Raw genomic sequence first — 19982 nt, forward strand, 5'->3', positions numbered from 1 at the left:
CTGCTACGCGCGTCCCGCTCGGCGTTCCTGCCCGGCGGGCGCGGGCGCTCACTCCTCCCAGTCGCCGCCCTCCTTGGCGTCCCTGCGGCGGCGGCCGAAGAGGTGGGGGTTGGCGCGCGCCGCCTGGAAGGCGTTGACGCCGACGATGCCGGCCCAGGCGACGAACAGGCCGGGCAGACGGGCGACGCCGCCGCCGATGGCGGACAGCGGGATCGCCAGCACCAGCGTGACGATGCCGAAGCCGAACCGCTCCCCCCAGGAGTCGGTGGGCTTCGGCGTCCGGGCGCCCCGCGCCACCACCATCTGCTGCTCGGCCAGCTGCCGGCGCACCCGGCGTTCGACGGCGCCGTCGATACGCTGGTCGACCTTCTCCAGGAACGAGTCGACCAGCGCGGACTCGTACTCCTCGCCCAGTTCCCTGCGGGCCTGCAGGGTGGCGTCGAGTTCCTTCTTGAGTTCGGTGTCGCGCGCGTCCATCCCCGTCTCCTCTTCCCGCCGACCTTCCCGTCGACGGGATCCACGGTAGGCAGGCGGCACGCCCGCCGCACTGGGGATAGCCCCCCTGTCGGGGTGGGGGTCCACCGGTCGCTCTGCATAGGGTCATGCAGGGTTCTTACTATCTGAATAGGGTGGGCCGGTCGATCTCTGGAGGGAGCGGGGCATGAGCGCACGGACCACGGGGGTGGCCGACAGCCCGGCCGCACGGACCGCCGGAGCGGCCGACAGCCCGGCCGGACGGCTGCAGGCGCTGTTCGAAGGGCACCGGCTGACGCCGACGCAGCGGCGCATCGCGCACAGCATGGTCCGGCGGGCCGCCGACGTCCCGTTCCTGTCCAGCGTGGAGCTGGCCGAGCTGGCCGGGGTCAGCCAGCCGTCCGTGACCCGTTTCGCCGTCGCCCTCGGCTTCGACGGCTACCCGGCACTGCGCCGGCACCTGCGCGAGGTCGCGCCCGCCGAGCCGGCCGCCGAGGCGGGGCCGTACAACGCGTACCAGCAGGCCGTGGAGGCCGAGATCGAGAACCTCCGGCATCTCGCCGAGGTGCTTGCCGACCCGCGGCCCGTGCAGCGGGCCGGGCGGATCCTGGCCGCCTCGCGGCCCCTGCCCGTGCTTGGCCTGCGGGCCGCAGCCTCCCAGGCCCACGGCTTCGCCTACTTCGCCGCCAAGGTCCATCCGGACGTCCGGCTGCTCAACGAGGGCGGCACGATGATCCAGGACCGCATCGAGGCGGCCGTCCGCGCCGGGGCCCGTGCGCTGCTGTGCTTCGCCCTGCCCCGGCATCCGCGCGAGGTGGTGGACACGCTGGCGTTCGCCAGGGAGGCCGGGCTGACCGTCGTCACCGTCGCCGACTCGGCCTTCGCGCCGGTCGCCAAGGTGTCCGACCTGCTGCTGCCGGCCCCCGTCGGCACCGGCCTCGCCTTCGACACCGCCTGCGCGCCGATGCTGCTGGGCCGGGTCCTGCTGGAGGCGATGTGCGACGACCTGCCCGAGGCGCAGGCCCGCCTGGAGGAGTTCGACGCGCGCGCCGCGAACCGGGGTCTGTTCGTGGAGTAGACGGGCGCGGCCGGACGCGGCGTTCCTCAGACTCGTCTCACCTTCGCTCGCTAATCTGCCCGCCGGACAAGCACTGTGCCTGGACGACGAGGAGGGTGAACGTGGCACGCGGAGATCGTCGGGCGTACGGCCTGGCTCGGGTGGCCGTCGTCGTACGCGCGGGGGCGGCGCCCCTGTGGTGGCTCGGAGTGTTCTCGGCGGGCGTCGGGCTGCTGGTGCCGGGGCTGACCGGGCGCCGGATCGGCGTCATGGCCGGGGCGGCGCTGTTCATCGTCGCGGCGGCCGTGGTGGTGTGCGCGCGGCGCAAGCGGTACGCCGGGCTCGCCCGCTCCGCCGTCCGCGCCGGCAAGCACGACGTGCTGCAGGACCGTGCGGTGAGCGTGCGCAACTGGCGCCGCGGGCACCGCTGGTGGCTGCTGCTCGGCTTCGCCGTCGCGCTCGGCGGGTCCTTCGCCGTGCCCGCCGCGGGCGGCATGCTGCTCGCCGGGTGCGGCGCCGGGCTGCGGCTGAAGGCGGCCTGGCTCGGGCGGCTGGAGAGGGCCGGGGACGCCCTGCTGTGGGTGCGGGTCGACTGGCTCGCCGCGAACGGCGGCCGCCCGGCCGGCAAGGCGGTCAAGGGGTACCGCAGCACGGGCATCGCGGCGGGCGACGCGGCCCCGGGCGGGGCGCGGCGCCGCACCGCGGCGCTCGTCTGAGGGGCGGGCGGTCAGACCTCCAGCTCCTCCTCGATCTTCTTCAGCTGGTGGCGGGCCATCGCCAGGTTGGCCCGCTTGCCGTCGAGCACCAGGTAGAGGAAGAGGCCGTTGCCGCCGCGGCCGCTGAGCAGGCGGATCAGGTGGTACTGGTCGGACAGCGTGATCAGGATGTCCTCGATCTGGCCCTTGAGCCCCAGGTGCTCCATCGTGCGCATCTTGGCGCGGACGACATCGGTGTTGCCGGCGGCGGCGACGTTGAGGTCGAAGCTCTTGCCGCCGCCCATCGTGCCGAGTGCCATGCCGCTGGTGTAGTCGACGAGCGCGACGCCGGTCGCGCCCTCGATGGAGGCGAGCGCTTCCTTCAGTGCGGTCTCGGTGTTGGCCATGACTGTGGTTCCTCTCGGTTCAACTGTGCGTGTCGGTAACGGGGTCGGTGGTCGTCGGGCGCGGGGCGCGCGCGGTTGCGGTCCGGGCGCCGGCGCCCTTGGCGGCGGGTTTCGCGGCCCTGGCCTGCCTCGCGGACGCGGTGCCCGCCCGGCGCTCCTCGAGGAGTTCGCCGATGCGGGCGCCGGCGCGGCGGCCCTCCAGCAGCAGGCGGCCGACGTTGACGCGGTCCTGGGCGAGCAGGGTCAGCACGGCGGTGGGGCCGGCCGCGTACGTGGCGACGTAGCCGTGTCCGCCGCGCACCAGCAGTTCGCGGAAGTCGCCCTGACCTGTCGCGTCCGCCAGCTTCACGGCGAGGCCGTGCGCGCTCGTGATCAGCACGGCCACGCCCTCCGGTGCCACGCCGGGGGTGTCCTGGGCGAGGACGACGCCGTCGACGCCGGTCGCCAGGGCGCCGGTGAGCTGCGGCACTCGGGCCCGCAGGCGGCGCAACTCGTCCAGGATGTCTGGGTCGGCAGCCATCCGGGGTCTCCTCTCAAAGGGCCTCCAGCGCATCCCTGAGCCTCTTCAGCAAGGTGATATGGGGGTCGGTCGACAGGTGCGCCGGCAGCGGGCCGGCGAGGTCGGGGGGCGGGTCGCCGCCGGGGGCGGGACCGTGGCCGGGGGCGGGAGCAGGGCCGGTCGCGCGGGCGGGACCACGGCCGACGGCGGGAGCGGTGCCGGTCGCGGGTGCGGGATTGCGGCCGGTGCCGGTCGCGGGGGTGGGACCGCGGCCGCTGGTGGGGCCGCGCACGACTCCGGCCGCGGTCAGCCGCCGTACGTCCACCAGCGTGTGGAAGGCCGGCCGGCCGAGCTCCCGGGCGATGTCCGTGGCCGTGCGGACGCCGTTCACCCGGTCCAGTACCGCCCGCTGACGGCGGGTGAGGGCGGGGGCCGCGGCGAGGCCGGTGCGCAGCAGCGGGACGTCGTCCGTGCGCGGGTCCGGCCAGATGCGGTGCAGCAGGTCGCGGCGGCGCAGGGTCTCGTGCTCCACGGCCTCCACGGGGACGGGGCGCACGGCCCCGGGCCGGCCGGCGTCGCCGTAGCGGAACCGGCCCGGGGTGCTGCTGGGCGCCAGGGCGAAGAACGCCGCGTCGTACAGGGCGGCCAGGTGGCACATCTCCAGCGTGCCGAAGGGGAGCCGGCCGCTGTCGGCCAGCGCGCGGGCGGTGTGCAGGCGGTCGCCGTCGGCCGCGGCGAGCGCCTGCCGCCAGGTGCCCGCGGCGATCGTGCCGTGGGCGGTGAGCAGGACGTCCAGTCCGGGCGCCGCCGGGCTCTCGGCGTCCACCACCAGGCCCTCGGCGAGGTGGAGCGTGCCGCGCTCGCGGACCAGGACGCCGGTGGCCCGCTCGGCGGCGAGCCGGGTCAGCATGGGGGAGAGCCCGCCCCGGCCGCGCTCGGGTGCCTCCGCCCAGTGCCGCACGGGCAGCCGCGGGGGTTCGGTCGTCCCGACGACGGTCATGCCAGCACCAGCCGTTCGGCCATCTCGGCCAGGCGGATGCGGGCCAGCGCCAGGTTGCCCTCCGCGCGGGCCAGCCACAGGTGCAGGACCACGCTGCCGTCGAAGGACGTCCCCACGAACCGCAGCACGTGGTAGCTGTCCCGGTTGCTGAGGATGAGGTCCTCGACCGGCGGATCGACGTCCGCGCCCGAGGCGCCGTCGGGGTCGTCGGCGGGCGCGAAGACGTGCTGCTCCGCGGCGAGGCGGGCGATCTCGGCGGCCTCGGTGGCGGCCGTCTCGTGATCGCCCCCCGGTGACTCGCCCACGGTGCCCAGGGCAAGCCCGCTGATCCAGTCGACCAGTGCGGCGCCCCGGGCACCGGGCAGTCGCATGGCTTCCAGCAGGCACTCGTCGATTCCGGGCACCGTGGCTCCCCTCCCGCCTGGGGTTCGGCTGAGTGACGCCGAAACTACGCAACGTGTGCGCGACGGATGAGGCTTCCGGCATTTTCCGGCGGAACATGCTCCGGACCACTAGGGTGGGACGATTTTCCAAGTCGCGAAAACCGCGGAGAACAAGGGGACTGCAGAGCCGCGGGCATGCGTCAACGGCGACTGGGAGCGCCCAGGGTGGTGAGCGAACCGGCGTGCGCCCCTCCCGACTCGGCGACCACCTCGGCCAGGCTCTGCTCCTCGCGCACGGTCGCGAAGGCGACGCCGCCGCGGCCGTCCGGGGCGAAGCCGTGGATCGCGGGCCGGACCAGGGAGTTGTAGGCGTAGTGGTGCGCGAAGTAGTACGCGCCGGTGTCCAGCGCCGCCACGTGGTCGCCCTGTTCGAGCAGCGGGAGCGGGCGGGCCTCGGCCAGCAGGTCGCCCGCGAAGCACGCCGGGCCGGCGACGTCCTGCACGACCGGCGGCCCCTGCTTGGGCCGCCCCTCGGCGTCGTACGCGGCGACGCGCAGCGGCCACGCCCCCGGTGCGTACACCGTCCGCGTGGCCACCTGCACGCCCGCGTGCGTCACCGCGACCGGCCGCCCGCCGGCGCTCTTGGCGTACTCCACCCGCGCCACCACCGTGCCGTGCTTGGCCAGCAGCGACCGCCCGAACTCGGTGACCAGCCCGTACCGCCCGTCGAACAGCCCCGGCACCGTCTCCCGCAGCAGCCGCGCGTACTGCGCGTACGTCGGTGTCGTCGCGTCCGAGGAGAAGTTCACCGGCAGACCGCCGCCGATGTCGATCGTGTCGACCTGCCGCCGCCCGACGCGCCGGTTGATCTCCTCGGCGAGCGCGTACGTCTCGGCCACGCCCCGCGCCATCAGCGGCAGCGGGACGCCCTGCGACCCGGTGTGCGCGTGCAGCCGGGTCAGCCACGGCCGCTCGGCGTACGCCCGCACCACCCAGGCGCGCGCCCCCTCGTCGCGCAGCGCCACCCCGAACTTCGAGGTCTCGGTGGCCGTCGACAGCGCCTCGATGGCGCCCCCGCCGACCTGCGGGTTCACCCGGAGCCCGAGCGGTGAGCGGCCGGCGGCGGCCCCGATCAGGCCGTCGATGCGCGCCAGTTCCTGCGGATTGTCGGCGTTCACCGCGATCCCCAGCTCCAGCGCCTCGCGCAGCTCGGCCGGCGTCTTGGCGGGCGAGTCGAGGACCGTCCGCCCGGGCGGCACCCCGGCCGCCTGCGCGAGTGCCAGCTCGCCCGGGCTCGCCACCTCCGCGCCGATGCCCTCCTCGTGCAGCAGCCGCAGCACCGGCACCAGCGGGGTCGCCTTCACGGCGAAGGCGTGCAGCACCGGCGTGCCGGGGGCGACGACCGCCTCGAACGCGGCCCGCAGCCGCGCCGCCGACTCCCGGATGCCCGTGACGTCCAGAAGGCCGACGATGGGGGTGGCGGGCCCGAGCAGCCCCTGCTCCACGGCGGCCCGCACGGCCTCGTCGCGCCGGGCGGCCCGGCCGTCGTGGGGGTCGTCGTCGCGCAGGATGGCCCGGTCCTCGTGGCGGTCGTCGTGCCGGGCTGCCTGGTCCTCGTGGCGGTCGCTGTCCCTGTCCACCGCATCCCCGTCCTGTCGTCGTGTCGTCGCCGTAGCCGTCCGCAGCCGTCTATCCAGCCAAACATCCGCGACGCGCCGGTGCGGACGCAAGAACGTGTTGACTAGTTCTATTCAGAAAGTCAGGATGTGAATAACTGCAGCAAGAATCCGGTCGTGATCCGCCAGGAGGCAGCCCCATGTCAGGACCCCGCCCCGTCCGGTCCCCCCGCGGTACGGAACTCAGTGCCCTGGGCTGGCAGCAGGAAGCCGCCCTGCGGATGCTGCAGAACAACCTCGACCCCGAGGTCGCCGAGCACCCCGACAAGCTCGTCGTCTACGGCGGCACCGGCAAGGCGGCCCGCGACTGGCGCTCCTTCGACGCGATGGTCCGCACGCTGAAGACCCTCAAGCAGGACGAGACCATGCTCGTCCAGTCCGGCCGCCCGGTCGGCGTCATGCAGACCCACGAGTGGGCCCCGCGCGTCCTCATCGCCAACTCCAACCTGGTCGGCGACTGGGCCACCTGGGAGGAGTTCCGCCGACTGGAGGCCCTCGGCCTGACCATGTACGGCCAGATGACCGCCGGCTCCTGGATCTACATCGGCACCCAGGGCATCCTCCAGGGCACCTACGAGACGTTCGCCGCCGTCGCCGCGAAGAGGTTCGGCGGCACCCTCGCCGGGACGATCACCCTCACCGCCGGGCTCGGCGGCATGGGCGGCGCCCAGCCGCTCGCCGTCACCATGAACGACGGCGTGGCGGTCTGCGTCGACTGCGACCCGCGCGCCATCGAGCGCCGCATCGAGCACCGCTACCTCGACGTGCGGGCCGACTCCCTCGACCACGCCCTCCAGCTGGCCGTCGAGGCCCGTGACGCCCGCCGCCCGCTGTCCATCGGCGTCCTGGGCAACGCCGCCGAACTCGTCCCGCAGCTCCTCGCCATGGGCGCCCCCGTCGACATCGTCACCGACCAGACCTCGGCCCACGACCCGCTGTCCTACCTGCCGCTCGGGGTCGCCTTCGAGGACATGGCCGAGGCCGCCGCCAAGGACCCGGCCGGGTTCACCTCCCGCGCCCGCGAGTCGATGGCCCGGCACGTGGAGGCCATGGTCGGCTTCATGGACGCCGGCGCCGAGGTCTTCGACTACGGCAACTCCATCCGCGGTGAGGCCAAACTCGCCGGGTACGACCGGGCGTTCGCCTTCCCCGGCTTCGTCCCCGCCTACATCCGCCCGCTGTTCTGCGAGGGCAAGGGCCCGTTCCGGTGGGCCGCGCTCTCGGGCGACCCGGCCGACATCGCCAGGACCGACCGGGCGATCCTGGAGCTCTTCCCCGAGAACGAGTCCCTCGCCCGGTGGATCCGGATGGCGGGTGAGCGGGTCCACTTCCAGGGCCTGCCCGCCCGTATCTGCTGGCTCGGCTACGGCGAGCGGGACAAGGCCGGCGAGCGCTTCAACGACATGGTGGCGAGCGGGGAACTGGCCGCGCCGGTCGTCATCGGGCGCGACCACCTCGACTGCGGCTCGGTGGCCTCCCCCTACCGGGAGACCGAGGCGATGCTCGACGGGTCCGACGCGATCGCCGACTGGCCGCTGCTGAACGCCATGGTCAACGTGGCCTCGGGCGCATCCTGGGTGTCCATCCACCACGGCGGCGGCGTCGGCATGGGCCGGTCGATCCACGCCGGGCAGGTGACGGTGGCCGACGGCACGCCGCTGGCCGGGGAGAAGATCCGCCGTGTGCTCACCAACGACCCCGGCATGGGCGTCGTCCGGCACGTGGACGCGGGCTACGACATCGCGGAGTCGGTCGCCCAGGAGCGCGGCGTGCGCATCCCGATGCGCGAGGGTGACGAGGCGTGAAGCGGCACGAGGGCGTGAGCCGGTACGAGCGCGTGCGCCGGTACGAGGGCGCGGACAGGCACGCGGGCGGGACCGGCGCCCCGTCGGCGGGAGCCGGGGTCCCGTCGCCGCCCGCACCGGCCGACGCACCGGTCGACGTGCCGGCCGACGTGCCGGGGGCCGCCGTGCGGCCCGTCGCGGCCGGTGACTCCTTCCACGAGATGTGGGACCGGCTGCGCCCCGTCGGCCGGCACCCCGAGTCCGGCGGCTACCGCCGGTTCGCCTGGACCGGCGCCGACGCCGAGTGCCGGGCCTGGTTCCGGGAGCAGGCGGAGGCGCGCGGACTGACCCACGAGGTCGACCGCAACGGCAACCAGTGGGCCTGGCTGGGCGATCCGGCCCGGGGGGACGCCGTCGTCACCGGGTCGCATCTGGACTCCGTGCCCGACGGAGGCGCCTTCGACGGCCCCCTGGGCGTCGTGTCGGCCTTCGCCGCCCTGGACGAACTGCGCGGCAGGGGAGCGCGGTTCGCCAAGCCCGTGGCCGTCGTCAACTTCGGCGACGAGGAGGGCGCCCGGTTCGGGCTCGCCTGCGTCGGCTCACGGCTGACCGCCGGGAAGCTCACCGCCCGGCAGGCGCACCTGCTGACCGACGCCGACGGCGTCACGCTGCCCCGGGCCATGGAGGCCGCCGGATACGACCCCGAGGCCATCGGGCCGGACCCGGAACGGCTCGCCCGCATCGGCGCGTTCGTCGAACTGCACGTCGAGCAGGGCCGGGCCCTGGACCTGTCCGGCGACGCCGTCGGCATCGCGAGTTCCATCTGGCCGCACGGACGCTGGCGGTTCGACTTCCGGGGCGAGGCCAACCACGCGGGCACCACCCGGCTGGCCGACCGCCGCGACCCCATGCTGCCGTACGCCGAGGCCGTGCTCGCCGCCCGCCGCGAGGCCCGGCTGGCCGACGCCGTCGCCACCTTCGGCAAGGTCGCGGTCGAGCCGAACGGCGTCAACGCCGTCCCGTCCCTGGTGCGCGGCTGGCTCGACTCCCGCGCCGCCGACCAGGACAGCCTGGACACCGTGGTCGCGGCCGTGGAGGCCGCGGCCCGCGACCACGCCCGGCAACACGGCGTCGACCTCGACGTCGTCCGCGAGTCCTTCACACCGGTCGTCGAGTTCGACCACGCCCTGCGCGACGAGATCGCACACATTCTGGGACCTGGGAACCGAGGGAGCGACCGCCTGAACGTGCCCGTGCTGGGTACCGGAGCGGGACACGACGCCGGGATCCTCGCCGGGAGCATCCCGACCGCCATGCTGTTCGTGCGCAACCCCACCGGCGTCTCGCACTCCCCGGCCGAGTCCGCCGCCGAGGACGACTGCGCGGCCGGGGTGCTCGCGCTCGCCGACGTACTGGAAGGACTGGCCTGCAGGTGACGGCGACCCACACGTACTGGCTGGAGCACGCCTGGCTCGGCACCCATGTCGAGCCGGGGGTCGCCGTCGAGGTCGCGGACGGCCGCGTCACCGCCGTCCGCCGGGACACGCCCGCCCCGCCCCCCGGCGCCGGGATCCTGCGCGGCCTGACCCTGCCCGGCCTCGCCAACGCGCACAGCCACGCCTTCCACCGCGCCCTGCGCGGCACCGTCCAGGTCGGCTCCGGCACCTTCTGGACCTGGCGCGAGATCATGTACGCGACCGCCGACCGGCTCACCCCGGACACCTACCACGCCCTCGCCCGCGCCGTGTACGCGGAGATGGCGCTGGCCGGCGTCACGGCGGTCGGCGAGTTCCACTACGTCCACCACGCCCCCGGCGGCACGCCCTACGCCGACCCCAACGCGATGGGCGAGGCGCTGATCGCGGCCGCCGCCGAGGCCGGCATCCGCATCACCCTCCTGGACGCCGCCTACCTCTCCTCCGGCTTCGGCGAACCGCCCAACGCCCACCAGCTCCGCTTCTCCGACGGACACGCCGAAGCGTGGGCCGAACGCTGTTCAGTTCTCAAGGAACGGGATCACGCGCGGATCGGAGCGGCGATCCACTCCGTGCGGGCCGTGCCCGCGGGCCAGCTGGCGACCGTGGCGCGGTGGGCCGAGCAGCGGAACGCCCCACTGCACGTCCACCTGTCCGAGCAGACCGCCGAGAACGACGCCTGCCAGGCCGCCCACGGCTGCACGCCCACCCGGCTGCTCGCCGACCACGGCGTCCTCGGGCGGCGCACCACCGGCGTCCACAACACGCACCTCACCGACGAGGACATCGCCCTGATCGGCGGCAGCTCCACCGGCACCTGCATGTGCCCGACCACCGAGCGGGACCTCGCCGACGGCATCGGACCCGCCGCCGCCCTGCAGGCCGCCGGCTCCCCGCTCAGCCTCGGCTCCGACAGCCACGCCGTCGTCGACCTGCTGGAAGAGGCGCGCGCCATGGAACTGGACGAACGGCTGCGCACCCGCACCCGCGGCCACTGGACGGCCGCCGCCCTGCTGCGCGCCGCCTCCGCCGACGGCCACGCCGCGCTCGGCTGGGACGGGGCCGGCCGGATCGAACAGGGCGCGCTCGCCGACTTCACGACGATCGCGCTGGACTCCGTCAGGACGGCCGGAACGCTGCCCCGGCTCGGCGCCGAGACCGCCGTATTCGCCGCGACGGCGGCCGACGTACGGCACACGGTCGTCGCGGGCCGGCACATCGTGCGCGACGGGGCGCACACCCTCGTGCCGGACGTGCCGCAGGCCCTCGCGCGGGCCGTCGCGGCTCTGCGCGAGGGAAACCCACCATCACCGAGGACGCCATGAGCAGCAGCACCGCCATCGTCAACATCGCCACGCTGATCACCAACGACCCCTCCCTCGGTGACGGATCTCCCCTCGGACTGATCCAGGACGCGGCGCTCGTCATCGAGGGCGACCGCGTCGTGTGGACCGGTGAGTCAAGCAAAGCACCCGCCACTGACAACCGGGTCGACGCCGAGGGCCGGGCGGTCCTCCCCGGCTTCGTCGACTCGCACTCCCACCTGGTCTTCGCGGGGGACCGGACCCGGGAGTTCAACGCCCGCATGTCCGGCCGGGCCTACCGCGCGGGCGGCATCCGCACCACCGTCGCCGCCACCCGCGCCGCGAGCGACGAGGAACTGGAGGCCAACCTCACCCGCTACCTCGCCGAGGCCCTGCGCCAGGGCACGACCACCATGGAGACCAAGTCCGGCTACGGCCTGACCGTCGCCGACGAGGCCCGCGCCCTGCGCATCGCCGCCCGCCACACCGACGAGGTCACCTACCTCGGCGCCCACGTCGTGCCCGAGGAGCACGCCGACGACCCGGCCGGCTACGTCGACCTCGTCACCGGCGCGATGCTCGACGCCTGCGCGCCGCACGCCCGCTGGATCGACGTCTTCTGCGAGAAGGGCGCCTTCGACGGCGACCAGGCCCGCGCGATCCTCACCGCCGGCCGGGCCAGGGGCCTCCGTCTCCGCGTCCACGCCAACCAGCTCTCCCACGGCCCCGGCGTGCAGCTGGCCGTCGAGCTGGGCGCGGCCAGCGCCGACCACTGCACCCACCTCACCGACGCCGACGTCGACGCCCTCGCGCACGGCGACACCGTGGCGACCCTGCTGCCCGGCGCGGAGTTCTCCACCCGCGCCGAGTGGCCGGACGCCCGGCGCCTGCTGGACGCCGGGGCCACCGTCGCGCTGTCGACGGACTGCAACCCGGGCTCGTCGTTCACCTCGTCGATGCCGTTCTGCGTCGCGCTCGCCGTGCGGGACATGCGGATGACGCCGGACGAGGCGGTGTGGTCCGCCACGGCGGGCGGGGCGGCGGCCCTGCGCCGGGACGACATCGGCCGCCTCCGGCCCGGCACGTACGCGGACCTGATCGTCCTCGACGCGCCGAGCCACATCCACCTGGCCTACCGTCCGGGCGTCCCGCTGGTCACCGGCGTCTGGCGGCGGGGCAGGCGCCTCCACTGACCGGGCGGGCCGCTGCCCGACGGCCGCTCCCGGACGGCCGCTCCCGACGGCCGCTCCCCGACGGACCGCCCGTGGAGGGCGTCGTCCGGGAGCGGCCGTCCATGAACGCGGGCGTCACTCCTCGACGGTCAGCCCCTTGCGCAGCCGCACCAGCGTCCGCGACAGCAGCCTGGAGACGTGCATCTGCGAGATGCCCAGCTCCTCGCCGATCTCCGACTGGGTCATGCCCGCCACGAAGCGCAGGGAGAGGATCTTCCGGTCACGCGGCGGCAGCCCGGCGATCAGCGGCTTCAGCGACTCGACGTACTCGATGCCCTCGATGCCGTGGTCCTCGTAGCCGATGCGGTCCGCGAGCGCGCCCTCCGCGTCGTCCTCCTCCGGCTGGGCGTCCAGCGAGGAGGCGGTGTACGCGTTCGACGCCGCCATGCCCTCGACGACCTCGTCGTCGGAGATGCCGAGGCGTTCGGCCAGCTCCGCCACCGTCGGCGCGCGGTCCAGCTGCTGGGCCAGCTCGTCCCCGGCCTTGGCCAGGTCGAGCCGCAGCTCCTGGAGCCGGCGCGGGACGCGCACGGACCATGACGTGTCCCGGAAGAATCGTTTGATCTCGCCGACGACGGTCGGCATCGCGAACGTGGGGAACTCGACACCGCGCGAGAGCTCGAAGCGGTCGATCGCCTTGATCAGGCCGATGGTGCCGACCTGGACGATGTCCTCCATCGGCTCGCTGCGGGAGCGGAACCGGGAGGCGGCGAACTTGACCAGGGCGAGATTCAGCTCCACGAGGGTGTTGCGGACGTAGGCGTACTCGTGGGTGCCTTCCTCGAGGGATTCCAGCCGCTCGAAGAGGGTCTTGGAGAGGGCGCGGGCGTCGACCGGTCCCACCTCGTCGTACGGGGGGATCTCCGGGAGCCCGGCAAGCCCGGCGGCAGCGTCCGCGTCGTCGTCCTCTGCGGGATCCAGAGGTTCCGGAAGGGGGGCCGGCGTCTCCTGAGGGGAACGCGATGCGTCGAGCCGGGGTGACATGGTGTCCTCCATCGTTCTCGGCATACGGCTGCCGAAGCCAGTACCTGCACTGCGGTGTGCGGCGCCTCCAAAGCCGGCCGTGTCGGTTGCGTGTTTATCCAGCCCTACCCGCTTCCCCGAGCCCCTCGCAAGTGTGCTACGTGCTGATATGTCCGTTTACTTGGGGTTGTTCGGGTGTCGGAGAGTGTGGAGAAGGCGTAGTGTTCGAGGGCGTCAGTCAGCAGCCTCGACGTCGGGAGAGAGAGACGGCATGGACCGCGGGACGGTCGGCAGCGCACAGTCTGGCCGGCTACTGGTGGAGGTTCGGGAAGAGGGCTCCAGTGCCGTCGTGACCCCGGCGGGCGAGTTGGACCACCACACGGCCGATCTGTTGCGTGAGCCGCTCGAGGACTGCCTCGACAAGGGACACAAGCGGTTGGTCGTGGACTGCTCACGGCTGGAGTTCTGCGACTCCACCGGGCTGAACGTGCTGCTCGGCGCGCGGCTGAAAGCCGAGGCCGCGGGCGGCGGGGTGCACCTCGCGGGGATGCTGCCCGTGGTGGGACGGGTTTTCGAGATCACGGGGGCGGACGCGGTGTTCGCCATCCATGACACGCTGGAGGCGGCCCTCGCCGACGAGGCCGACGAGGCCGACGAGGCGGGCTGACCGGGCGGGCGTCCGTCCGGTCCGGTGCCGGGCCCCGGGCGCCCCTGCACGACCGGCACTTTCCGGGTGTCACGCCTTCCGTGTCGAAACGAGGGGTGTTCCACCGGTCCGGTCGGGCAGGAGACATCCTGAAACATTGTCGGCAGGCAGAGCGGCGCATCCGCCGCCCGGCCACGTACTGACTCCTGAATGATGAACTGGTGAATCGGTGAGGTGAAGCGCTGATGAGCACCACCCGGCCTTGCTCGCCGGGCGACCGCGGCCCGGAGCCCAGCGGCGCTTCCGGGGCGTCCGAGGGAGGCGCGCCCGTGACCGGGGCGTCCGGCGGGGACGCGGCCGCGTCGTCAGCGGCATCCGCATCGTCCGGGGGGCGCCAGGTCCGCAGACTGAGTTTCGACGGCGAGAGCGGGGTCGTGCCGCTCGCCCGCGACTTCACCCGGCAGGCGCTGTACGCGTGGGGATGGCTGCCCGCCGCCACCGCCGACCGGCGGGCCGCCGCCGAGGACGTCCTGCTCGTCGTCTCCGAACTGGTCACCAACGCCTGCCTGCACGCCGAGGGGCCGGACGAGCTGGGGATCACCTGCGACAACAAGGTGATCCGCGTGGAGGTCTCCGACCGCGGCGGCGGCCAGCCGGCCCCGCGCAACCCGCACCGCGCGGGCCGCCCCGGCGGCCACGGCATGTTCATCGTGCAGCGGCTGTGCCTGGACTGGGGGGTCGTGCGCACGCCGGGAGCGGCGGGCAAGACCGTCTGGGCGGAGCTCGGCGCACCGGCCTGAGCCCGCCCCGGGGCAGGCCGCTGCCCCGACATACGGCGTGCGGGTCACGCCGCCCCCTGCCGCGGCGCGTACGCCGATTCCGGTCCCGGCCGGGCGCCCGTGCCCGTCCGCCCGGCGTGCGACCGTCACCGAGGCCGGCCCCGGAGGCGGGGCGCCGGCCGAACGTCAACTCCCCCGTACGCACGCCGGATCCGCACAACTCCGGCCCGTACCGTGTCTTCCCCTCTTCCGGCCCCGGGCGTACCTTGACGGCCCGATCTGATGTGCCGTCAGGAAGCGTCAGGAGACAGGAAAGGGAGCGGAACCGTGTCGTACCGGAAACGAACCGCCGCGCTCGCGTCCGCCGCGGCCCTGGCCGGCTCGGCGGTGCTGATGGCCGCCCCCGCAGCCCATGCCGAGGTCGTCGACGTCGACTACCGGTGCAAGACGCCGATCGGCGACAAGAGTGCCGTCTCGCCCATCGACATGAAGGGCGTCAAGAGCGGCAGCGGCTACCGGATCACCATGTCGTGGCAGAAGGGCGTCTCCTCCAGCCCGGTCGAACTGGGCAAGGGCGCGATGAACCCGAGCGCCACCATCGAGCTGGGCGGCGCCGACAGCGGCACCCTGGCCGTCACCGGCCCCGCCAACCAGGCCGCCATCCCCGCCAACACGCCCATCAAGATCAGTGACCTGTCGGGCACGTACACCCCGAAGAAGACCGGCAAGGTCACCTTCACCGCGGGCGTGCTGACCATCAAGGCGCTCGGCACGACCACCACCTGCACGCCGTCGAACAACCCGGGACCGTCGCTGACCCTCGACGTGACGGCAGCGGGCGGCGGCGGCTCCTCCGGCGGCACGCAGAGCGGCGGCGGCGCCCAGAGCGGAGCCGGCACCGGCGCCGACACCGGCGGCAGCCTCCCGCAGACCGGCCCCGAGGACTCGGCGATCGCCCTCGGCACCCTCGGCGGCACCGTGCTGCTCACGGGCGCCGCGGGCGTGCTGTGGCTGACCCGGCGCCACCAGACGGCGCGCCGCTGACCCCTGACCGCCCGAACGAAGCCGCCCGAACGAAGCCGCCCGAACGAAGCCGCCTGAACGAGGCCGCCCGAACAAGGCCGTACGAACGAGGCCGTACGAACGAAGCCGCCCGAACGAGACCGTACGAACGTGGCCGCCGCGCCTTCCCGCTGGAGCCGCCGATGCCGTCCGCCGCCCGTGTCGTCCTGTGCCTGCCCGCCCTGCTCCTGCTGACCGCCGCCCCGGCGGCCTCCGCGGCCGACGGCTGGTCCCTCGCGCCCGCCGGCGGCTCCCGCCCCGCCTTCTACGCCGAGGGCCCCGCGGGGACGGTCCTGCGGGACACGGTGTCCGTGACGAACCGCGGCGGGCGGGCGGTCACCGTGCGGCTGTACGGCAGTGGCGTCCACGTCGTCTTCGCCGCCGCCCGGGTCCGGGTCCCGGCGCGCACCCGGGCGGAGGTGCCGTTCACCGTGACCGCCTCCGGCGACCGGGCCGGCGAGATCGTCGCCCGTGACGCCGACGGCCGCTCCCGGTCGGTGCCGCTGCGGCTGAGGGCCGGCGGGCCCGCCCTGTCCGCGCTGACCGTCGAGAACGTGACCGTACGCGCCGACGGCATCGCCTACGCGCTGGTCAACCGCGGCACGACCGTCCTCGCGCCCCGGCTCGCGGTGCACGCCGACGGCCTGTTCGGCGCGGTCCTCGACCGGCCCCCGCGCAGCCTGCCCGTCCGGCTGCCGCCCGGCCGCCGCCTGAGACTCACCGAGCCCTGGTCCGGCCGCCCGGCGCTGGACGCGGTCGACGTGCGGCTGACGGTGACGGCGGCGGGCGGGGCGCGCGACAGCGCGGCGACGCGGGCGCGTTTCGTGTCCCGGGGCGCGGTGCAGGGGGCCGCCGGGGCGGTGGCGGCCGCGGGCGCCGCCCTGTTCGCCGTACGGCGTCGTGCGCGCCGTCCGGGTGGCACCGCGCCCGCGTCCCCGCCGGTGGAGGCCGAGCCGACGGGAGCGGGGACGTGAAGGGCGCGGTGCGGATCGCGGCGCTGGCGGCGGTGCTCGCCCTGCTGCTGCCGCTGCTGCCGACGGCGGCTGGCACGGCGGTGGCCGCCGACGGGCCGGCTGTCGAGCTGTCGACGTCCCAGGCGGGCACCGGCGGCTCGGTCACCGTCCGCGGCAGCGGCTGGCGGGCGCACGCGCTGCTGATGGTGCTGATCTGCGGACAGGCCGTGCCGTCGCGCGGCGTGCCCGGCGGCACCAACTCCTGCGCCAACGCCGACGGCCGGGCCGTCACCACCGACGCCCACGGCTCCTTCAGCCGGAAGCTGCCGGTCGCCGAGCCGCCGGTGCCGTGCCCGTGCGTGGTGCACGTGGCCACCGTGACCGGCGCGCGGGCCCAGGCCGACGCCGTCCTCCAGGTGGCCGGGCACGCCGTCGAACCGCTGCCCGCCCAGCCGGCCGGCGGACGCCTGTCGGTTCTCACCGACACCCGGCTCGACGGGTCGAGCGGGCTGCTGACCTGGTTCGGCGCCCCGCCCGCGCGCACGCTGGTCCTCACCGTCGGCAACGTCGGCACGTCCCCGGTCAAGGACCCGGTCTTCCAGGTCGGCACCACATACGGCGTGTTCGCCCCGCAGTGGGAGGACCAGCGGTGGCGCGGCACGATCCGGCCCGGGAAGCGGGCGCGGATCGAACTGCCCGTCGAACTCACGGGGGGCGCGCACGGCGACTACACCGTCTCCCTCAAGTACGGCGGGAAGGTCCTCGCCGAACAGCCCTGGGGCGTGGGGCGCCCCTGGGGCGTGACCCTGTTCTGGGTGCTGGTGTTCCTGGTCGTGCCGGCCGCGGTGTTCCGGGCCGGCATGGCCCTGGTGGACCGGGTCCGGCCGCGGCGCGCCGGCGGCGTCCGGCACCGCGGCTCGCGCCTGCCGGGACCCGGCTCGCGCCTGCCGGGGCTCGCCGGGCGCCTGCCGCGGTTCGCCGCGCGGGCGGAACAGGCGCCACTCTCCGCTTCGACCCTGCCGTGGTTCACCCCGGACTCCGATCCGGGGGCGGCCGGCCGGCTCTCCGCACCGCACGACGACAGCCCGACGAGTCACACGACTCCCACCAGGAGGAAGGGACCCCCGTGAGCGAGCGAAGGAGAGTCACGCCGGCCGGCCGGCTGAGAGCGGGTGCCGTGGGCGCCGCGACGGTGCTCTGCGGCGCGGGCGCGCTGCTCGGCCTGACGGCCGGTTCCGCGCAGGCCGCGGAGGTGTCGTACGCGACGCACTGCGTGCCGCCCGCCGGCATCGACCCCGTCGACGGCACCACGAAGGTCGAGATCACCGCGCCCGCCACGGCGAAGGTGGGCGACACCGTGGACATCGTGTGGAAGTTCGTGCAGGCCGCGTCGAAGAACCCGGACATCATCGACCTGCCCGCGGACTCCGTCCAGCCGTCCGGCACGCTCAAGGCGGCCGGCGCGCAGACCGCCGACATCGACATGCAGGGGCCGCGGAAGAACCCGGCGATCCCCAAGGGCGGCGCCATGGTGCTGTCCGACATGAAGGGCACCCTGAAGCTCACGGCGCCCGGCGAGGTGACGCTGACGCCGGACGCGTACACCGTCAACGCGATGTCGACGAACACCGTGTGCACACCGACCGGGACGGTGCAGAAGGCGGCGACCATCGAGGTGACGGCGGGCGACGGCGGCACCTCCAGCGCGTCGCCCACCGGACCGGGCACCGCGTCGCCCACCGGATCGCCGTCCGGGACGGGCACGCCGAGCGCCTCCGCGTCGGGCGGGGACAGCGCGGGCACGGACACCGGAGGCTCGGGATCGGGCGGGCAGACCGACTTCACCGGCAAGCAGGTCGACATCCCGTACACCTGTCAGTCCCCCATCGGGGAGAAGAAGGCGACCTCGCCGATCCGGATCGACGCCAAGAAGGACGGCGGCGCCTTCGGCCTCACGGTGCGGTTCGGGAAGTCCGTGATGAACAGCCCGGCCGACATCCCCAAGGGCTCGGTCAAGCCGTCGATGGAGGTGGTCCTGGGCGGCGCGGACAAGGGCAGCGTGCACGTGGAGGGACCGGTGAACGCCGAGGACATCAAGTCGGGCGACCCGATCGCGATCCCCGACCTGACCGGTACCTACAAGCCGGGCGCGACCGGCAGGTCGACGCTCTCCCCGGGCGTGCTGACCATCGAGGCCCTCGGCACCACCACGACGTGCACCCCTGACAGGACGGCGGTCTCCCTGACCCTGGACACCACGCAGCAGGCGAGCGGCGCCTCGGGCGGCTCGGGCGGCTCGTCGGCGACCGGCGGCTCGGCGTCGTCGGACGGCGGACTGGCGGCGACGGGCGCGGACGACCACGGCGCCCTGAAAGCCCTGGGCCTGGTCGCCGGCACAGCGGTCCTGCTGGGCGGCGCGGTGTTCACCTTCCTGCCGGGCCGCCGCCCACGGTGACGGCGAAACACCGCCACGCGGCCCGCGGCGCCGCACGCGGTGACAGTGGAGCACCGCCTCGCGGCCGACGCCGCCGCACGCCGGACCGGTCGGCGGCGCCGGGCCCACAGCTCGCGCTGACGACGAAGCGCCGCTGCACGGCCGGCGGTGGTGGCCCGCCCCAGCCGCCGGCGGCGGGCCACCACACGGCTGTCGGTGCGGGGCCCGCCGCACGCCGCGACGGCGAAGCGCCACCACACCGCTCGCCGGAGAGGTGCGGGCGCACGCGCTGACGGCCAAGCACCGCCGGACCCGCGGGCGGGGCAGGGCCGCCGCGCACCGACGCCGAAATGCCGTCGCGCGGTCGGCGGTGGGCCACTGCCGGTTGACGGCGGCCCGCCACAGATGCTGGCGGGGGCTCTGCCGCGCGGCAGGCGGTGGAGAACCCGCTGCACCGCTTGGCGGTGATGGGCCGTCGCCGCGCGCCGGCGGCGAAGTGCCGTCGCGCGGTCGGCTGTGGTGGCCGTAGCACCGGTTGGTGGTGAGGAGCCGGCGCACGGGTCGGCGGCGGCGTGGCGCCGGTCCCGCCGGGCGGGGAAGGGCCCGCTGCTCCGGCCGGCGGCGATGGGCTGTCGCACGCACCGGTGGTGAAGTGCCGTCGTGCGGTCGGTGGTGGTGGGCCCGCTGCCCCGGTTGGCGTGGTCTGCCGAAGATGCCGGCGGCGAGGGTCTGCCGTGCGCGCCGGCGGCGAAGTGCCGTCGCGCGGTCGGCTGTGGTGGCCGTAGCACCGGTTGGTGGTGAGGAGCCAGCGCACGGGTCGGCGGCGGCGTGGCGCCGGTCCCGCCGGGCGGGGAAGGGCCCGCTGCTCCGGCCGGCGGCGATGGGCTGTCGCACGCACCGGTGGTGAAGTGCCGTCGTGCGGTCGGTGGTGGTGGGCCCGCTGCCCCGGTTGGCGTGGTCTGCCGAAGATGCCGGCGGCGAGGGTCTGCCGTGCGCGCCGGCGGCGAAGTGCCGTCGCGCGGTCGGCTGTGGTGGCCGTAGCACCGGTTGGTGGTGAGGAGCCGGCGCACGGGTCGGCGGCGGCGTGGCGCCGGTCCCGCCGGGCGGGGAAGGGCCCGTTGCACCGGTCGGCGGCGATGGGCTGTCGCACGCACCGGTG

Annotated in this window: 19 protein-coding genes; 12 read left to right on the top strand and 7 right to left on the bottom strand. The window is 74.8% G+C overall.

The window, feature by feature from the left end; all coding sequences use genetic code 11:
* Positions 1–48: 48 nt before the first annotated feature.
* The gene (locus AB0G63_RS03970; protein ID WP_360743819.1) at positions 49–477 is read right to left on the bottom strand and encodes a hypothetical protein; all 429 of its coding nucleotides are present in this window, start codon (positions 475–477) and stop codon (positions 49–51) included.
* Positions 478–661: 184 nt separating this feature from the next.
* Between AB0G63_RS03970 and AB0G63_RS03975 the strand changes: the two genes are divergently transcribed.
* Both AB0G63_RS03975 and AB0G63_RS03980 read left to right on the top strand, forming a co-directional pair.
* Positions 662–1552, top strand: a complete 891-nt coding sequence (locus tag AB0G63_RS03975) for a MurR/RpiR family transcriptional regulator (RefSeq protein ID WP_360743822.1) — start codon at positions 662–664, stop codon at positions 1550–1552.
* A gap of 101 nt (positions 1553–1653) precedes the next feature.
* Positions 1654–2247 (top strand): hypothetical protein, encoded by a 594-nt coding sequence (locus AB0G63_RS03980; protein ID WP_360743825.1) that lies wholly within the window; start codon positions 1654–1656, stop codon positions 2245–2247.
* Positions 2248–2258: 11 nt separating this feature from the next.
* Here the strand turns inward: AB0G63_RS03980 and AB0G63_RS03985 are convergent, their stop codons facing one another.
* The 5 genes from AB0G63_RS03985 to AB0G63_RS04005 form a co-directional block, all read right to left on the bottom strand.
* Positions 2259–2633, bottom strand: coding sequence for a hypothetical protein (locus AB0G63_RS03985; RefSeq protein WP_351891534.1), 375 nt, complete (start codon positions 2631–2633; stop codon positions 2259–2261).
* Positions 2634–2652: 19 nt separating this feature from the next.
* The gene (locus AB0G63_RS03990) at positions 2653–3153 is read right to left on the bottom strand and encodes a roadblock/LC7 domain-containing protein (protein ID WP_360743828.1); all 501 of its coding nucleotides are present in this window, start codon (positions 3151–3153) and stop codon (positions 2653–2655) included.
* 13 nt (positions 3154–3166) lie between these two features.
* Positions 3167–4132 (bottom strand): hypothetical protein, encoded by a 966-nt coding sequence (locus tag AB0G63_RS03995; protein ID WP_360743831.1) that lies wholly within the window; start codon positions 4130–4132, stop codon positions 3167–3169.
* A complete protein-coding gene (locus tag AB0G63_RS04000; RefSeq protein WP_360743834.1) occupies positions 4129–4536 on the bottom strand; it encodes a hypothetical protein in 408 nt (135 codons plus the stop codon). Before AB0G63_RS04000 ends, AB0G63_RS03995 begins: the two co-directional genes overlap by 4 nt.
* Before the next feature lie 179 nt (positions 4537–4715).
* Positions 4716–6086 carry a diaminopimelate decarboxylase gene (locus AB0G63_RS04005; RefSeq protein WP_360743876.1) on the bottom strand — a complete coding sequence of 457 codons (1371 nt, stop codon included), beginning with the start codon at positions 6084–6086 and terminating at the stop codon, positions 4716–4718.
* A 245-nt stretch (positions 6087–6331) separates the two neighbouring features.
* Here AB0G63_RS04005 and hutU point away from each other — a divergent pair, with 245 nt between their 5' ends.
* From hutU to hutI, 4 genes are all read left to right on the top strand, one after another.
* The gene (gene hutU, locus AB0G63_RS04010) at positions 6332–7996 is read left to right on the top strand and encodes a urocanate hydratase (protein WP_360743837.1); all 1665 of its coding nucleotides are present in this window, start codon (positions 6332–6334) and stop codon (positions 7994–7996) included.
* Positions 7997–8196: 200 nt separating this feature from the next.
* Positions 8197–9411, top strand: a complete 1215-nt coding sequence (locus tag AB0G63_RS04015) for an allantoate amidohydrolase (RefSeq protein WP_360743880.1) — start codon at positions 8197–8199, stop codon at positions 9409–9411.
* On the top strand, positions 9408–10775 hold the full coding sequence (locus AB0G63_RS04020; protein WP_360743840.1) for a formimidoylglutamate deiminase: 1368 nt from the start codon (positions 9408–9410) through the stop codon (positions 10773–10775). The genes AB0G63_RS04015 and AB0G63_RS04020 overlap by 4 nt, the downstream gene beginning before the upstream one ends.
* Entirely contained in the window at positions 10772–11947 is a 1176-nt protein-coding gene (hutI, locus tag AB0G63_RS04025) for an imidazolonepropionase (RefSeq protein ID WP_360743843.1), read from the top strand. Before AB0G63_RS04020 ends, hutI begins: the two co-directional genes overlap by 4 nt.
* Positions 11948–12061: 114 nt before the next feature.
* On the opposite strand, the gene AB0G63_RS04030 is transcribed toward hutI, so the two are convergent.
* Positions 12062–12970, bottom strand: a complete 909-nt coding sequence (locus AB0G63_RS04030; protein WP_360743883.1) for an RNA polymerase sigma factor SigF — start codon at positions 12968–12970, stop codon at positions 12062–12064.
* A 250-nt stretch (positions 12971–13220) separates the two neighbouring features.
* On the opposite strand from AB0G63_RS04030, the gene AB0G63_RS04035 reads away from it, so the two are divergent.
* The 6 genes from AB0G63_RS04035 (at position 13221) to AB0G63_RS04060 (ending at position 18844) form a co-directional block, all read left to right on the top strand.
* On the top strand, positions 13221–13616 hold the full coding sequence (locus AB0G63_RS04035) for an STAS domain-containing protein (RefSeq protein WP_360743846.1): 396 nt from the start codon (positions 13221–13223) through the stop codon (positions 13614–13616).
* Positions 13617–13840: 224 nt separating this feature from the next.
* A complete protein-coding gene (locus tag AB0G63_RS04040) occupies positions 13841–14395 on the top strand; it encodes an ATP-binding protein (protein ID WP_360743849.1) in 555 nt (184 codons plus the stop codon).
* 306 nt (positions 14396–14701) lie between these two features.
* Entirely contained in the window at positions 14702–15418 is a 717-nt protein-coding gene (locus AB0G63_RS04045; RefSeq protein ID WP_360743852.1) for an LPXTG cell wall anchor domain-containing protein, read from the top strand.
* A 161-nt stretch (positions 15419–15579) separates the two neighbouring features.
* The gene (locus tag AB0G63_RS04050; RefSeq protein WP_360743855.1) at positions 15580–16410 is read left to right on the top strand and encodes a hypothetical protein; all 831 of its coding nucleotides are present in this window, start codon (positions 15580–15582) and stop codon (positions 16408–16410) included.
* Complete coding sequence (locus AB0G63_RS04055) at positions 16407–17519, top strand: hypothetical protein (RefSeq protein ID WP_360743858.1); 1113 nt, start codon at positions 16407–16409, stop codon at positions 17517–17519. Before AB0G63_RS04050 ends, AB0G63_RS04055 begins: the two co-directional genes overlap by 4 nt.
* 62 nt (positions 17520–17581) lie before the next feature.
* Positions 17582–18844, top strand: coding sequence for a hypothetical protein (locus tag AB0G63_RS04060; protein ID WP_360743886.1), 1263 nt, complete (start codon positions 17582–17584; stop codon positions 18842–18844).
* Positions 18845–19982 lie beyond the last annotated feature (1138 nt).

It is taken from the genome of Streptomyces sp. NPDC020996 (assembly GCF_040641355.1).
Taxonomy (GTDB): Bacteria; Actinomycetota; Actinomycetes; order Streptomycetales; family Streptomycetaceae; genus Streptomyces.